The organism is Symmachiella dynata (assembly GCF_007747995.1).
Classification (GTDB): Bacteria; Planctomycetota; Planctomycetia; order Planctomycetales; family Planctomycetaceae; genus Symmachiella; species Symmachiella dynata.
The window spans coordinates 6,173,050-6,189,471 of the sequence record NZ_CP036276.1 but is presented as its reverse complement, the minus strand read 5'-3'; the positions used below and the strand labels follow the sequence as shown (position 1 = coordinate 6,189,471).

Annotated in this window: 9 protein-coding genes; 1 reads left to right on the top strand and 8 read right to left on the bottom strand. The window is 55.2% G+C overall.

The features are described 5' to 3' along the window. Positions 1 to 173: 173 nt before the first annotated feature. A complete protein-coding gene (locus Mal52_RS23505; protein ID WP_145378955.1) occupies positions 174 to 1,892 on the top strand; it encodes a hypothetical protein in 1,719 nt (572 codons plus the stop codon). A gap of 363 nt (positions 1,893 to 2,255) precedes the next feature. On the opposite strand, the gene Mal52_RS23500 is transcribed toward Mal52_RS23505, so the two are convergent. The 8 genes from Mal52_RS23500 to Mal52_RS23465 form a co-directional block, all read right to left on the bottom strand. After that, entirely contained in the window at positions 2,256 to 3,413 is a 1,158-nt protein-coding gene (locus tag Mal52_RS23500; RefSeq protein WP_145380762.1) for a DUF1559 family PulG-like putative transporter, read from the bottom strand. A 419-nt stretch (positions 3,414 to 3,832) separates the two neighbouring features. Further along, entirely contained in the window at positions 3,833 to 8,617 is a 4,785-nt protein-coding gene (locus Mal52_RS23495; protein WP_145378954.1) for a hypothetical protein, read from the bottom strand. Between the two features lie 131 nt (positions 8,618 to 8,748). Next, positions 8,749 to 10,407 (bottom strand): prepilin-type N-terminal cleavage/methylation domain-containing protein, encoded by a 1,659-nt coding sequence (locus tag Mal52_RS23490; RefSeq protein WP_197534418.1) that lies wholly within the window; start codon positions 10,405 to 10,407, stop codon positions 8,749 to 8,751. Positions 10,408 to 10,467: 60 nt separating this feature from the next. Further along, positions 10,468 to 11,844 (bottom strand): hypothetical protein, encoded by a 1,377-nt coding sequence (locus tag Mal52_RS23485; RefSeq protein WP_145378953.1) that lies wholly within the window; start codon positions 11,842 to 11,844, stop codon positions 10,468 to 10,470. Next, positions 11,841 to 12,908, bottom strand: a complete 1,068-nt coding sequence (locus Mal52_RS23480) for a prepilin-type N-terminal cleavage/methylation domain-containing protein (RefSeq protein WP_145378952.1) — start codon at positions 12,906 to 12,908, stop codon at positions 11,841 to 11,843. The genes Mal52_RS23485 and Mal52_RS23480 overlap by 4 nt, the downstream gene beginning before the upstream one ends. 46 nt (positions 12,909 to 12,954) lie before the next feature. Continuing rightward, positions 12,955 to 13,923 (bottom strand): type II secretion system protein, encoded by a 969-nt coding sequence (locus tag Mal52_RS23475; RefSeq protein WP_145378951.1) that lies wholly within the window; start codon positions 13,921 to 13,923, stop codon positions 12,955 to 12,957. 41 nt (positions 13,924 to 13,964) lie between these two features. Beyond that, positions 13,965 to 14,930 (bottom strand): type II secretion system protein, encoded by a 966-nt coding sequence (locus Mal52_RS30405; protein ID WP_145378950.1) that lies wholly within the window; start codon positions 14,928 to 14,930, stop codon positions 13,965 to 13,967. Positions 14,931 to 15,146: 216 nt separating this feature from the next. Beyond that, the gene (locus Mal52_RS23465) at positions 15,147 to 16,391 is read right to left on the bottom strand and encodes a type II secretion system F family protein (protein ID WP_145378949.1); all 1,245 of its coding nucleotides are present in this window, start codon (positions 16,389 to 16,391) and stop codon (positions 15,147 to 15,149) included. Positions 16,392 to 16,422 lie beyond the last annotated feature (31 nt).

The window sequence follows — 16,422 nt, the reverse complement described above, 5'->3', positions numbered from 1 at the left end:
ACAATTGAAGTCAACAGTCAGGCCCCTCGCTATGGAGCTCGTGGAGGATTGTCAGGGATGGTCATTTGATCCAACGCGTTGCACCCTCGGTTCGGTTTCAATCAGCGGCTGGAAAACCTGTTCGAGGGACCATGTAGCGCGGCAACCGTGCCTTGCGCACGTCGGGGCTTGTCATGTCGCCTTGGTCGAAACTGCTTGATGGTTTTCAATTTCCCAACCGTCCCCCCTCCCCTTCCAGGCAGCTCAAACGGCCGAAGAACTCGCTCGGGCTGGAACCGCTCGAAGAACGAGTCGTGATGTCCGCGACGCTCTTCAGCGACACGTTTGATTCGACCGAGTTTGATGCGGCGAACTGGTCGGCGGTTCAAAATGCGACCATTGACGATGTCGGTCGCGACGAACCCTCGGCCCCGTACGCCGCACGCATCAACGGCGCCGCCGGCACGGGCGATGTGCTGGAATCGGTCGCCCTTGATCTCTCCAATGAATCAAACGTGACGCTGACCTATCGCTTTCAGCGCGGTGGGGGAGGAAACGTTGTTGAAGCGGGTAACGATCTCGTGCTGCAATATCGCAATGCAGCCGGAGATTGGGTCGAAATGGATCGCAAGCTCGGCAGCGGCAGCCATATGCAGGAATTCGGGCACATGACAGTCGCGTTGCCGACCGACGCATTACATGCCAATTTCCAATTCCGCTTCATGATGACCGGCGGAAGCACGGCGATTGATACCGATGATTGGTTCGTCGACGACGTCGAGGTGCGGTCGCTGGACGCCAGTGAAGGGGAACTGTTCACAGCCAGTCAGACTCAGACAAACAACCTCTTTTTCCCCAATGTTTTGACGTTTGATTTCAGTGACCTGCCGGCTCCCAACAGCGATGCGACCCTGACGATTCGCGCTACTGGTGACCTGAACTTCTTTTTAGAAAACCTTGTCCTCCGCGCCGACGGTCAATATGTCGACCAATTGTTTTTGGTCGGAGGTGTCGATCAGGCTGAATCGACCGTAACACTCATTCTTCCCCAATCGTTTTTGGAAACATTGGCGACCGATGGCACGATTAGCTTTACCTTGACCCCATCTGCATTGGTGAATAATGATGGCCCGACAAGCACGACGCTGGAATTGAGCTACTCACAAGTGCCGGTCGAGATTGATACCGATCCGCCGGTGGTTGAATCAGTCGATCTCAGCGATGATGGTCGTTCGTTTGTCATACAAATGAATGACGACGATCTCGACGCGATCGCTGCCGAAAATGTCGCCAATTACACAATCCTGCAGGCCAATGGCGATGCCAACGGCGACGGCGATCCATTCAACGATGGGGATGAGACCCAAGTCGCCATCGCCTCCGTACAATACAATGCCGAGACGGACCAAATCGTTGTGAATGCATTGGATCAGCTGTACAACGACAATTTCCGCTTGGTCATCGACGGTGATGGAGCCGGTGCCGGTGGTGTGACCGATCTCGCCGGTAATCATCTTGCCAACGGAGATCATTTTGCCGACTTCGATCGTACGGTTGATGTGGATACTGACGCGCCAACGATCCAGGATCTGAAGGATTCTACAGCTCAACTCAACCTGTCTCGCCGGTTGCAGTTCCGGCTCTCTTGCACGCTGAATATGGCTTTGAGGTTATCCGAGCACGGCAGCGGCCATACGAAAGCCGTGACGTTCTTGCTGACCAAATACATTCGGCATTTGGATTGGGCCGAGGCACGGGGACAGATCAGCGAAGCGGACCATGCAGCGCTGGTGAGTCAAACCCATCAAGTGATCGACGGGCTAGCGGAGAACCCGCCGCCAAAACCCCATCACCACTGCCACCGGCGCTGGACTTGGTCGCACCATCGTTGGGGACGTCACCGCCGCTGTTAATCGCCGAGTCGGCATTGCGCCTGGCAGAGGACTTACCTTCCAGCAGCGACCGGCGGGACACACGTAGCACGGTAGACATCTGACCGAGCGCGTAGTGTACATACATGGCCGAAGGCCTGTTGGCACCTGAACCAGGGGCAACGCCCCTGGAATCGGAAACCGCGAATTCCATGGTTGGCTGGCGGCCAACATCACCCGCTGGTTTAAGCATTGCGCGTTAAATATGGCCATCGGCCAACGGGTCGTTCGGTGCCGTAGGTCAGATCCAGAGTCAGCCAACAAAAAAATCCCATGGTTTCCGGCAAAGGAAACCATGGGATCGGATTTTCACAGCACCCGCATTCAAACGGGAACAGTTATTACTTATTCCGTGGCGCTGTCGTCTTGGACCAACTGACCGCCACGGGTTCCGTCCGGCGTGACAAGACGAACGTAAACGCGCTGGTCGATGGTATCGTTCAGAGCTTTGACACGACCATCCGCCCAACACACCACGACGATACCGGGGTGTCCTGAACTCGGGGCGAAACTGGCTCCCGGCAAGATTCCTTCATTCGCATCGTTCAGTTGCGAACCATCCCAGGGCACCGCGATAGTATCCGACATGTCTAGCGGTCCGCGAGGAGGAACAGCGTTACCAAAGTTCTGCGGAACGCCGCTACCATCCACGTTAGCGTTGACTGAGAAGGCCATGTTGGCAAAGCGGGGGCTGGACCAATCGCCATCAGCACCGGCGTTCACGTTTTCCGTAATCAGTATCGTGTTTTGCAGACCGTCACCACGCGAAATCCGGTCGACCGTCATCTTGACCAAATTGTTCGGACGAAAGAAGACACCTGTTCTGAAGGCAATCGTTTGATCAAGCGAGTCGAAGGAGGCGTCGCCGTTCCAGTCGACGTTATTCGAGGAAGCCGGATCATGTCCGTACGTTGGGCCAGCAAGAGGAATGTTTGGATCGGCAAGTCCGGTCGCTGAACCGGAACTCGGGTACGTCGCACCGGCTTCTAGATAGCCAGGGTTGACTCCATCCAGAGGAAACGAGCCAATTCCGCCGTTCACGACATAGGACAAACCACCCGGCGCGCTGGAATTGTTCAAGTCATCCGGGCAGGTGAAAATGGTCAACTGTGCCCTACCCGGATGGTCCGTCAACACACCACTGGATCCGTCATAGAAACCTTGGAAGTTGTCCGCGATCGGGCGTTGATCAACATAACCCAACAGGGCATACGTCCAGGCGACATCCCGGGTCACATCCGAAGCCCCACCATCGTTGTACGACAAGGTGCTGTGCAGATCCGGGAAGGCTCCGTTCCGGCCATTGGCAAAGTTGTGCATTGCCAAGCCCAAGTTTTTCAGGCGGTTGATGCATTGTGTGCGGCGGGCCGCTTCACGAGCGTTTTGAACGGCCGGGCTGATCAAGGCGACCAGCATGGCAATGATCGCAATTACCACAAGTAATTCGATCAATGTAAAACCTTTGCGGCATTTTGCTACATTACGTTGGCTACTTCGTTTCATGTGAACTTCTCCGTTTGAATGAACTGGTGGTGTGTGAAGCTGAATCCCGTTTGGCCCGCCTAAATACGCTAGCGAAGCCGTTTCCGTTTCGAATCACTCGATGTTTAACGTCTTGAACCGATTGCGATTTCCTGGTCGCGTTTGTCGTAACATCCTTAAAGGTCAAGGACTTGGACATTCATGCGGGGTTAGGAATCGGCAATGGATCGTCCCGCACATTGGTACACAATAGCTGCCGGTAGTCGAGGAATTTCCCCGCGATGAGCTGCTATTCTCAGTTGAAACTCGACAATAGGCACGCCCCTTCCATTATTGCCATGATGCAGTAGCCTGTCATAGTCTAAAAACGCGTAATTTTTCAGTTATTCACAATGCAATTGTCATACCAGACACGGAATTCCCAAAAAATTGCAATTCTGCTACTCAATCGTCCGGCGGTATTTCACGAATTTCCGGAAATCGAACCGACCACGCGATCCTGAAGTCCCCGGTGAATACGCGTCATTTCCCAGCGGATCGGAAACGTCAACAATAAAAAATCCGCGATGACCGGTAGAAGTCGTCGTTCCGCTAATTTGAGGCTGTCCAGCAACCGGTTCCACGACCTCGAAGAAACCGACCTCCACAAACACGATATACACGTGGCTGCGGGTCGTGGCATGGTTGGCCACCTTGGACAGCAAACGGTGTCGCATGTAATAGTCCGTAGACGGGCTGGCACTGCCATCGTGCTGAGCTTTTGAGCCCACCTCGAACAAACGCCGGCCGGTCTGATCGACGCCAAAATCGTCACCAGGCAGCGACCGCAATAATGTGTCATTGATTGCCAGGCCATCCCCAGCCCCTAAGTGTGCAAAATCACGGAACGGCCGCGATCCGGCCAGCCCCGGCAGGTACTTACCCGTAACCGGGTCGCGTCCATCGGCACCAACAGGCGTACCATCGGGCAACAGCACGGCATCACGAGCGGCGAGAAACTCCCGCCACCAATCGCGTTGTCCGGGAATAACCGTGCTCGTGCTATCTGTCGGATCTAATGAGAGTAAATCAAGACCATGCACGCGCGGGCCGTCGATCATGGCGCCCAGTGGCCCCATGTGCCGAATCGTGTTCAGGTTGATTTTTCCAGGCACGCGCCCCGGATCGCCGAGCACCTCGTGCATCCGCGTGGGGACTTCCACAAACTCAAACAACCGGTACCAACGATTGTCGCCGACAACCGGCGCGTTGCTGGGATTGTTGTCCAATTCCGGGAACAGGAATTTTTCTTGGGCAATACGTCGCCGTGCATTGACCGGGTCGCCCAATCCGGTGGGGTTGAATCCCAGACGCAATGGCAGTGTCATCGGCTGCGCGAGTTTTTTAATCACTTGGTCCGGACCGTACAACGGCACCGACAGCAATTCCATGGCCGATGAATAATAGCGATCAAAATGCGGCTGCCACATTTCGAAGTTCGCGGGCGAGACCGAATTCATGGCAAGTCCAACCGAGTTGTAGCGGTTGTTCGCCGACGGCGCTACGGTTGTGTTGGTGGGGAGCGGATTATCTTGAGCGAAAGGCTCGACCCGTTCGCTGCTCTTCAATGTTTCCAACCGACCGGGGATCTGTGGTGCGGTGTCGCCTTGTTCGAGTCCAAATAGCTTGAACTCAACAACGATGCGGTCCACTTCGACCCACTTGTTTCGGGAATCGTCCGGATTAGGATTCGGTCCCGTATCCGCCAAACCGGTGGGAGGATCCAAATTTTGGCGACGTTCCAAGACCAACTCAAACTGGCTGATGTTTAGTGTGTCCAGACCCGTCTGCTGCGGGTTGAGAAAATCGCCGCGGAAATTCGGATCCGGTGTCGCCGGGTTGGGAGCCTCCCATGCCAAGCTAAACCGGCCGTCATCGTGTGTGCTATGTGACGTGTCGAGATTGGAGAGCGGTCCAGGAAACATCGTGGGGTCGGCAACGGAAGTGGCATTGGCAATTCCAGGATCCGCAACGTTGGGGCAGATCAAATCGTAATCACCATCTTGATCGAAATCGACGCGAAAATCGGCCGGGTGTTGATCGAGTTGGTTGGGAATGGGGAATGGGTTATCGCCGTCATTGATGGCGATCGTATACTGCCCACCCGCCGAAACGGTTCCCGCACCGGACCCAAAAATCAAGGCGTTTTCATTCGTTGCTCCCACATCGATGATGCCATTGTCGAGACTGCCTTCGTCATTGCGGCGAATCCGCCAAGTCCCGTCGTTCAAGTCGACCGGATACTGGCTGGCATTTCGCAATTCGATATGCAGGGAGTAGTGATCCTTATTCAATTCGTCATGCAGCGTGGCGTTATGGTTGGACAGAATCTGTGGCTGCCGGATACCCAAGACTTCGCTAAACGTCAATTGTTGGGCTTCGACGCCATAGACCTGCAGACCGGCCCCTGGGCTCCAACCATCGGAAAGATCGCCGTCGTATTCAAATCTCGTGATCACGTTATCCGCATCCATGGCATCTACGTAATTCACAGCAAACTGCGCCATCTCTTCTAACTGCTCGGCAGAATACTGAGGGGGACCAGCAGTGACATCGAAATCGGTTCCGCCGCCCAACGTGTACAGCAAAACATAAATATCCCGAGCAAGACGCTGCCGGTCGTAACGCGCCCACCATTCCTGAGCCACTCCGTCTGCCGGGAAGGTCCCATACGGATAGGGCAGCGCTGGATTGTAGTCGCCGCTGGAGATATTACTTTGTGTCATCGGTGCTAAGTTCTGGTGCACCATCGGTTGAATCTGCGAGCCACCCGCGGTGGGGTTGGTTGGATGCGGCGTCAAATCCCGATAAATGGGGGCGCCATCTAAGTCAAAACCAACCAAGATTTGGTTCAGGCTCAACCGGCCTTGCCGCCAATCGTCGCGGGAGCTGACATTCAAGTTTCCAGAATCAGGGATCTCGATCGTCAGCAGTCGCCGCACTTCCGGTCGGAAAGGATCCAATGCACTGGCCGTTCCCTCTTCATGCCGCGACGGCAGAATCGGAGTCAATGCCGGACCGAACGCTGGGGGGAACTTACGGAACGTATCCGAAGCGCTCACCATGTCGACGTCGTTAAATTCCCAAGGCCGAGCCACTGCCGGTGCTGCCGTTGGGTCGCCGATCGTCCGGCCGAAGCGGCGCATGTCCCAGCTCGACGTGGTAAATTGCTTACGCAAGTCGGCGTTGACCGTTGCCCCTAGTGTAATCGGCAGCAATTCTTTTAATCGTGAATTCACCAAATTGGCATCTGGGTCGTTGTCGCTCTTATGCAACCCGGCCATCTCCTCCACCGAAAATGCGGCGTCGCGACTGGCCAGTCCGAGGGTGTCTTCATTTCCCGGCAACACAAACATCTCGTCCGCTTCGTCCCGCTGGAAGGTGGCGGGTGCCATGTTGGGTGCTGTCCAGATTGCTAGATTTGCAAAGATGTCCTCGTAGCTAATTGCAGCGGGGTTAATCGCATAGTCGTTGTACTGTAGCCAGCGAAATGGATCGGCAATGCCTGTGGGGCGAATTGGTTGTGTGCCGAAACCACTGGAGATGTCGATCGTCAGCCCCCCGCCGGAGATGTCCAGCGGCTGCGCCAGTGTGAACGGATTGTACGGATCGTTGGATGCGACCTGATTCTCGTCGCTGTCATCATCAACCCCGGGGTTTCCCGGCTGTGGGTACAAGTTGGGGTTGGGATTCGGCGGAACGTTTAACAGCACACCGTTGCTCGGGTCGTTTAACAAATCGATGTCGCCGTAACGTCCCGCCAGTGCTGAATCAAAAACATACGTGCCGGGAGTCGGCTCGGTATAAGTCGCGCTGCCGTGCAGCAACTTAAAGGTCTCCATGTTGGCCAACGTGTCGCGGTCGATGGCCGCCGGGTTGATGCCGAACATTGCCCGGTATGAAATCCACGACGGGTCGGTGTCCACAACGCTTGAGGGCGCCGCCGAGAACGCATAGTGCAGGTTCAATTCCGAAGGGGACAAGGCTTGGTTGGACTGATTGAAGCGAAAACCCGCCGCGGGATCAAAATCACCCGACGGAATAAACCGCGTCCCTGTCGTGTTGCCCGCCACATTCAGATTCAATAAACCATCCGCATCCAACACTGTATAGGAGAACAACGTTTTGAAGAGCTTGCCGTCGCACTCTTGTAATGGAAATCCTAAATCCATCCAGATCGCTTCTTTGACCCCATCGCCATCCGGGTCTGCGTCATATTCAATTGTTCCGGCGCCGGTCCAGACCCCTTCGTTCAGGTTAAAAATATTCGTGGCGTTGTTCGTAAACGGAAACGGTTCGACCACGGACCCATCCGGTTTGGTGAACTGGGATGTCAGGTATCGTTGGTATGAATTCGTGCCGTCGTGTGATTCATGCGAACGATGTGGGCGAAAAACGCGGGCACTGAAGTCGATTGTATTTGTCGTGTCCCAGTCCGTGACTGCAGCTCCGCCGTCACGTAAATACTGCGGGCGATGAAACGAGGGAATCAATACCTGCGTGCTATCGGGCGTCGTGCCGAGGTACGCTAAGAACGGTGCGTTGATGTCCGGTGATGTGTAACCGGCGTCCAATGTCGGCGGCGTGGTTGCAAACAGTGACACGTCCTGCGGGATTCCGCCATTGGTCACGGCCGAGTAGTTGGTCTCCAGCAACGACTGATCCGCATCGGCTACGCCGTCGCGGTCCTGATCGACGGCGGGGTTGCCACTGTTGTCGGTGATCAGGTTGATCCCTTCACCGTTGTAGGCATGCAGGTCGTTGCCCAGTACATGCCCCAAGATCGAATTCCGCGTCACGTTGAACCGGTTGCGGTTGTCGAAGACATACAGAGCGCTCTCGCTTTCCTGGTCATATCCGCCCGTTGTCGCATCGATCACGTCGAAGTCGCCGTCGTCGTCGAAATTCGCGCCGACAATCAACTGCCGCAGTGCCCAGTCCCACAGCACGTCGGGATCGACGCCGCAACGGTTGTCGACCTTGGCCGCATCGGAGTAGTGCTGCGCGGCGTTTTGTTCGGTGTTGGCGAACAGGAAAAAGAAGATTCCCAAGACCCACAACAGGGCCATCAGCCACAGCACGGCAATCAACACCGATCCGCCACGGTCGGCAGCGACTTGCGGTATACGTCGGCCGCTTAATATGCCCCGGCGGCCGGTTGGGTTGTTCGCGAGTTTGGATCGCATCGAATCACTCCTGCGTTTGCTGTAACGTCCGCAGACCTGAAAAGGCCCGGCTTGTTTGACTGCTGTACTTCTTATTACGCGTTTTGCCGCGTCGGTTTGCCCTGGACTGCTGTTATTTTATTCGTGCGGCGTTAATTACTGTCGCGATCGGCGAACGAATGCACGATCGTCAAGTCCCGCATCTGATTGCTGGTCGTATCGAGGTAACGAATCGTGATTTTGATTGCGCGGAGAGCCACGTCATCTGTACCGGTCCACCCCAGTTCGCCGGCATCGTCATCGATTCCATTTTGATTGTCATCGACTCCAGGATCACCGGGAGCTCCATCTGGTCCCGCTGTCATAAAGGCATAGGGGGATCCTTGATTTCCGATGAGTGCCGCATCCCGATGCCAAGTGTCGTAGCGGTTGCCGTAATCATCGGTACCCGGCCAACCCCGTTCGCCATCATCGTCGGTTCCGTTGATGCCGTCGTCGTCCGTCCCGGCTTCACCGGGGGCGCCGTCGGCTCCCACGTTTCGATTATTTTCCCGGTTGAAATCTCCACCCGGTATCGAATGGCCGAGATTGACGAAGTCTCCCACGGCGGGGTCATAGACTTGCACATCAAACGAGTGCACATTGCTCAGTACAATGTCCTCCGACCGGCGTGTACCGTTGGCAAGGTCCCATGGCGCCGTTCCCGCCACTGTTGCGGTCCCGTCGGTCACGATACCGCGAGCGGCATCGTAGTTCAGTGCGGTCAGCCGATCCATGTGAGGATTTCCCCCAGACACATCCTGGCCGGGATACAGAAAGTTTGGATTCGAAGTCTCTTCGTGCGTGAAGCGACCAATGAAATTCGTTTCGGCGACATCCGTGAATTCCCGAGGCATTCCCGATTCGGCGTTGGTAAAGTCGCCCCAAAAACCAAACCGGAACTTAGGCATGCCCAGCGAAATGGTGGTGCCCGTTTGGTTATTCAATGCGTTTTCATCCAGCATCACCATAGCGGGTGTGACTGCGTCATTGTCGAAGAATGCCGAATAATCAAAGTCGTTCCAGAAGGTGTTCGTCCCGCCGTAGTTCCCGCCGTTCAATTCCGGCAGGCCCGGCGATGCGGGAGGAGCGAAGCCTTGACGAATCAATAATGTTCGCCGGTACAGATTCCCATGCCGCAGGAAGTACACCACCTCCGCAAACTGGGATGCACCCCGATCGTTTTCGTTAACGGTGTCAATCTCTAGCGTACCGGCCAAGTCGTTCCAGCTCAGGTCTCCGTCGTCCGCTTCCGGTTGATCGAGTTCCGTGGCAGCATCGCCATTGGGAAAGAACAACGCCCGGCCGACGAATGGGGGAATATCGGCATCGGCCCAGACCTGGGAACCGTACGCCTGCATCGTGAATTGCAGTACGTCGTCGGTATCGTTGTTGGGATCATTTTCTGCCAGGTAAAAATATCCGTTTTGCATTCCAGCCACCGGTTCCCAGGCAATGGGAGACGTAAAGTCATCGAGAATGGGGACGATCCCGTCGGTGCCTTCCAGCGCGCGATACGTCATGCGGCTTAAGTCGCTGGCCAGTGTTGTTTGCAGTCGCCGAGCGCGTTGGTCGTTTTCAGCAAGCCCACGTTGGGTGCTCAGCGCACCGGTCGCCGTTGCAAAAATTTGCGCGAACAGCGTCATCAACAACAAGACCAACGCCACCGCCACAAGCAATTCGACGAGCGTAAAACCACGTCGAGGTCGCGTGACGGCTCGGGGTGTGCGGGAGATCGGATTCATGATTTGTTTGACTTTATTCGTGTTCAAAATGCAACTCGCGAGAGAGGCACGTTTCGGCCAATCCATCGATAGAGAATCTACGCAGCATTAAAACTCAGCCGCTTTCGTGGCAATCGGATAGACATCCACGATACCGGGCAAAAAGACGCCCAATCCTTGTTCCGCTGCGTCCTCGCTGAACACACTGTTCGTTTCAGCTCCGCGGTCCAGGTCGAGTCGCGCGCTCGTGGCGCCGGTGCTGGTGATCTTCAAAATGCGATACCACCGCGCCCCTTCGGGATCAAATATAAATTTCCCTTCCTTGAGGAATGGTTCAGGATTCGTGCCCCAATCCAGCGAAACGGTAGCGACTCCCCGTTGGAAACCTGGTGCGAGCAATGGATAGGCGCTTTCCGCCAATGCATTGGCCCCGGTCGGGGGATCGGACATCGGGTCGCCGTTTTCTGCGGTGCGGTTGAAAAAGACGACCACTTCAATTTGCGCGTTTTCGCTCAATCGAGCGACGTCGTCCGACCCGGCCCAGCCTAATTCCCCAGCGTCATCAACTACGGTATCGCCGTTATCATCAACAGTCGCGATGCCTGGTTGGCCATCCAGGCCCGGATCGAAGAGTCCGTTGGGAGAGGGGGTGCCCCGCCGCACTGTTAGAAACCAGGAGTAATGCCGTTCCTGCACCTGCAACCAAGCGGTTGCGGGGACGAAACCGTTTGGCAACGGGTCAGCCCAGGTCAGGACGCTGTTGGCGATATTCGTAATACCGGTTAACACCCGCGTGTGGCTTCGATCGCCCGTTGCATCGAAAAAGATCGCGCGGTACACAGGCACGCCCAGTACCGTCCCGTCGTAGTCCGCCGTCAGGCCGATCGCCGCCGCAGCGCCGGGCAATTCGATCGACGGAGTTCCCGGGAGATAGTTTGCAGGAATGGAACTGGTTTCATCCAGCAGCGTGTCCCAACTATCGGGCTGCGTTACAAAATTGACCGATCTTGAGGGATTGGGGGTAGTCAAATCGGGGATGATTGTGCCCGTGGAAATTGAGCCGGGAAAACGCTCTAAAACTCCCGGATCTCCTGACGCACCCGGGACCCCACCAAAGGGGACCGGTGATGCGCCCGTGGCGGGCACCGCTGCTCCGGAAAGCGTCGTCAGCACGTCGAACCCGAACGGATCGACGATGTAATTTGTGTTTGCGTGTTCGGCGGCGTCTCCGTCTCCTTCGGGATCAAAAATGATACCCGGAAACGCGTCGATCAATTCCTCGGCGTTGTACCGCACCATCGTCGCCGAGGTCAGTTGTGTCGCTTCGATGGTTCGCAGGATTGAGAGCGGAAACAAGACCGCCACACTCACCAGGCCAACACCCACGACCAGCAAGGACATCAAGACCTCGACCAGCGTCACACCGCCACGAGGGGCGGAGGGCGAAGTGGCCGAGCGGATGGGTCGGTTCGTACGTCTATTCATCGTCCGGCCACCTCTCCAGATTCCGCAAAGTTGTAGTACGCCGGCGGATTTGTTTTATCCACTGGTGCTGCCGCGATATTGCCTGTATTGGTATAGATCGAGGTGATGATGTTCTCCCCTTCGGCCAACTCCGGCGCTCGATTGACCAAGGTATCTTCGATCTCAGCCAACAGCAGATGAATCTTCCCCGCTGCCGCGAGCGGCCCTGTCACAACGCCTTGCGGGGAGAACATGATGTCGATCTGTCGTTGAAGGATGAATTCATTGGAAGCCGGCAAATCGGCGACCTTCACCCAGCCCCCGGGAATGGGGTCGGTCGTGTCCGGAACGGTTTGTTGTTCCAACCAGGCAGCCGGAACTTGGCTGTAGGAAAGATCAATCACATTCCCATTGGGCATCTCCAACGGCTCTTGATTTGCCAGCGGACCGTTCCCCATTTCAAGCTTGTACTCTGAATATGGGAAAGAAAAGTTTGCGTTTCCTGGGTCGGGAACAATCCTGCCTGCGGGAATAGCCGTCGTAAACGTTTCGGGTGAAACGAGTATGAGTCGGTCTGCGTTGTCATCGCCGGTACCCGTTTCCGTGGTATTGACGATGTAGATTTGTTCGGTTCCCGCAACGGTGACTTTGATTCGTGTAATGTCAGGCAGCAGGCCGCGGTTACGTAGCTCTTCCCAACTGGGCTCGGCATTGACGTGATGGATGTAGCGTAATACCCCGGAAACCTCTTCGAATAGAATTTGCCCTTCATCAAAGTCATCCAACTGTTCGATGAAAATCATGCTGCTGATGGTCTGGCTGGCGGTCCCGGTTGGGTCCAACGGATCACGTACGAGTCGCACGCCGATCGGTTTTTTGGCGCGGGCCGCTTTGGCCATGGCGCCTTGCATCGCTGATTGCATTTGCCGGGCGGCGCCGCGGATGCGGTCGCTGTTGGCGGTGGCGTAGATCGCCGTCACCGTGATCGCCGCCAAGATGGCGATGATCGCAATCACGATCAGCATTTCAACCAGCGTAAACCCGCCGCGGCGGTCGCCGTTGTTGGTCTGATGTTTGTTACGCATAGTTTGATCTACCTTGTTTCAAACGCTCTGCCGCCAATGCGACGGTTTAGTTACCGGCGGCGGAGTTATTCAAATTGCTGATGTTGTCGTACATGTTTTCGAAATTTGCCGGATCGATTGCATTGCCGGGTGTCTGCTCGTAATTTGCCAGGTTTCCAAAATTCGACGTGTCAGTCGGTTCGTAGAGGCCCAGAAAACCGTCCTCGCCAACAGAGATCACCAACGGCACGTTGTAGGTGCTGGGTGTTAAGTAGGCGCTTTCGAACTGGTCCGGATCATTCGAATCGGCCATCGCATCGTACGGGTCGTCGGCATCTTTGACCGCATTGGCGGCCGTCAGTGACGGAATCAGCACCTGGGCATTGGCCAGCTGAGCGGCGGTAATGGTCGCCCCTGCTCCATCCGGTCGAACCAGCCGCGTCGGCCAGCGATAAAACCGCAATGGATTTCCCCAACCGTCGACGAATTCCAACAATCCGTCGCCATCGATGTCGGCGGTGTCAGAGCTATTGAATTCATCCGCTTGGACTTGCCCGACACCGGAGATGACTTTGCGTCGACCCCGGCCGGGAATCGGCCCTTCGGTGAGAATGTAGTACAGCACCTCCGCACTTTCGGTGGCGGGGGTGAATGTGTTCGATCCATACTTGCTCGTGATTTCGGTGGCTAATTCTGGAAACAGAGTGTCAAACTCACTCCAAGTCTGCGGAAAGGCTTCCAGCATGGCGATTTTACGGGCGACGACTTTCTTCTCGTTGCTGCGTTGAAAGCCTTCGTTTTCCGCCAGGAGTTCATATTGCTCATAATCCAATTCGGCGAGCGTCTGAATGCGGTCCTTCATACGTCCTTGGATTTTGCTCAACGTCGCCGACGTGGCAGCGGTCCGTGCATTGACCATCACGGCGCCGATCACCCCGATCGCCAGCGCAGCTAAGAGTGAAATAATCACCAGCACGACCAACAGCTCAATGAGCGTAAATCCGCGCCGTCGCTTATGAGGAATATCGCTTGTCATGAGTCCCAATTGCTCCCAGGGTCTCGTTACAAAAAGTACACTTACGGCCGCAGTTCAGCCGGTGCGAAATTGGTGATGTTGTCATTGTCGGGCCGGTTTGGATCCGATGCACCGGTTCCAGGTGATGGAGAATAACTCGTATATTGGAAGTTGATGTGCCCGATCGACCCGTCGTGGCCAGCATCGTCTTCTTCGTAGACCCCACCGTAGCCATAGAGTCCGTCAAAGCCTGGTGAAACGATTTGATAGGTATTCTTCTTGTAGTAGCTTCCAGTCGCCTCACTTTGTTTGTAAGTGGCCAACGTACCGATATTCGTGGGAGGATCGAAGAATTCGTAATCATCACTGTGGATATACGCGTAGGGATTTGTTTGACCGGCCAGCGGGTCATAATATTCAAAGAAGCCAGGGTTTCCAGAATTATCCCGAACACGTGACGCTGCGAATTCTAAAAACGGTCCCTCGCGAGATGACCCCACGTCGTTAAAAGGATGCTGCGGATCTTTTGAGAAACCATTCAAGTTGGGCAATCCTGGTCCAGCTGGAATGATACCTCCCAAGAAAAAGACCAGGCATTCCGGACCGGACAGGATGTAAGCTTCAGTCGCCGAGATATCACTATCACCATCCCAGTCTCGATTTGCCGTGAAATCGAACTGTGGCCACATGCGCCGGATTAGTGCGGCACTCTTTATCCTCGCAGTGTCTTCGATTGTGCCTGCGCCGGCTGCATCCACAGACAGGTACAAATTAAAATCGTCGTACAGTCTGAATTGACTCGGCGGTTCGACGCCATACGTGGTTTTAAAAGCCGTGATCGCATTTTCCAACTGCGAGATTTCCTGCCGCACCTGAGCGATGCGTGCGTTTTGCATGACGCCCATCACCACCGGTACCAAGAGTCCGACGAGGATGGCGATGATCACAATCACAATCAACAGTTCCACAAGCGTAAAGCCGCGGCGAGCCTGTTGCGGCGAGTTCCGTCGGCGAAGGGGATAGTGCATGGCGTTCTGGCTCCAAGCTAGTGCTGGATAAGGCTGATGTGTTCAGAAAATCGCGGTTTGAAAAATTGCCGCCACTCCCGGTCGGGCTACGAAAACCTCGCCGTTATGGGGGTGAGGAGTCTCCGCCGTAGCCGCGTGGGGATGAGCAGGCCCGCTGGATAAACATTCAATTGTTGAGGTGTTAAAGTTGCGCGTCCGTGCCACCGGCATGAAGAATCATGCCAGATCGTTCAGCAGTTTGATTAACGGCATGAACAAGGCGATGACAATAAATCCGACGATGAAACCCAGTACGACGACCATTAACGGTTCGAGCAAACTGATCATACCGTCGACCAAAATCTTGACTTCCTCATCGTAGGTGTCGGCGATTTTGTAAAGCATGACGTCCAACGCACCGGTTTCTTCACCGACGTCGACCATGTTCACCACCATGTCATCGACGATGCGGGCCTCCTTGAGCGGCACCGCCATCGATTCCCCTTCGCGAATCGCCACATAGATGTTTTGAAACGCTTTGACGAAGACCGCATTGCCCGATGTATCGCGGGCAATGATCAAGGCTTCGAGAATCGGCACCCCCGAAGCGATCAGCGTCCCCAAGGTTCGGCAAGTCCGTCCGGTGGTCGACTTAGAAATAATTTTTCCGAGTACAGGAATCTTGAGCAGCATATAGTCCAAGATATACTCGCCCGTCTTGTTCTTTCTGATGATTTTATTCATCAGCCAAAGCGCGAATGGGACTGCTGGGAATAGATAAAAATAGTTCACCACGAATTCGCTCATGGTGATCAACAAAATCGTGATGCCGGGGAGTTCCGTGTCGAAGTCCTCAAAGATTTTTGCGAACTTCGGAATGATCCAATACATGATGAAGCCGACGATCAAGGTGGCGACCAAGATCACCATCACCGGATAAATCATGGCCCCTTGGACGGTCCGCTTCAGGCTTTGAGCACGTTCCTTAAAGTCGGCCAAGCGTTGCAGGATAATTTCCAAGGCACCCGACGCTTCACCCGCCTTAACCATGTTGACGTACAGGTTGTCGAAGGCTTTGGGGTTTTTGGACATCGCCTCGGACAGCGTGTTTCCCGACTCGACATCCTCAATCACGTTCATCAACGTGTTTTTTAAGACGCCCGGTTTGGATTGCCCTTCCAAAATTCTCAAGCTCCGCAAAATCGGCAAGCCGGCATCTTGCAGTGTCGAGAGTTGACGGGTGAAAGTGCAAAGTCTTTTGGCTTTGATTTTCCCAAGCGTGAAGGCCCGCTTCTTGCCGTCACCGCGACGTTTGGTCGCCGTTTTGGTCGCTTTTTTACGGCCCGTTTCTGTGATCTTGGTGACGAGCAGACCTTTTTCCCGGATCAGGCTTTGCGCTTCAGCCTCTGAGGGAGCATCAATGGTGTCCGTAACTTCGGCACCCGTCTTGTGGTCCATCGCCTCAAACTGAAATTTTGGCATCAGAAGTTTCTCCACTCTGTCTTGAGACAAG

Bases quoted from the DNA above. Each gene is read 5' to 3' on its own strand.
- Mal52_RS23505 (WP_145378955.1), top strand. From the start codon at position 174: ATGTCGCCTTGGTCGAAACTGCTTGATGGTTTTCAATTTCCCAACCGT.
- Mal52_RS23500 (WP_145380762.1), bottom strand. From the start codon at position 3,413: ATGAAACGAAGTAGCCAACGTAATGTAGCAAAATGCCGCAAAGGTTTT.
- Mal52_RS23495 (WP_145378954.1), bottom strand. From the start codon at position 8,617: ATGCGATCCAAACTCGCGAACAACCCAACCGGCCGCCGGGGCATATTA.
- Mal52_RS23485 (WP_145378953.1), bottom strand. From the start codon at position 11,844: ATGAATAGACGTACGAACCGACCCATCCGCTCGGCCACTTCGCCCTCC.
- Mal52_RS23480 (WP_145378952.1), bottom strand. From the start codon at position 12,908: ATGCGTAACAAACATCAGACCAACAACGGCGACCGCCGCGGCGGGTTT.
- Mal52_RS23475 (WP_145378951.1), bottom strand. From the start codon at position 13,923: ATGACAAGCGATATTCCTCATAAGCGACGGCGCGGATTTACGCTCATT.
- Mal52_RS30405 (WP_145378950.1), bottom strand. From the start codon at position 14,930: ATGCACTATCCCCTTCGCCGACGGAACTCGCCGCAACAGGCTCGCCGC.
- Mal52_RS23465 (WP_145378949.1), bottom strand. From the start codon at position 16,391: ATGCCAAAATTTCAGTTTGAGGCGATGGACCACAAGACGGGTGCCGAA.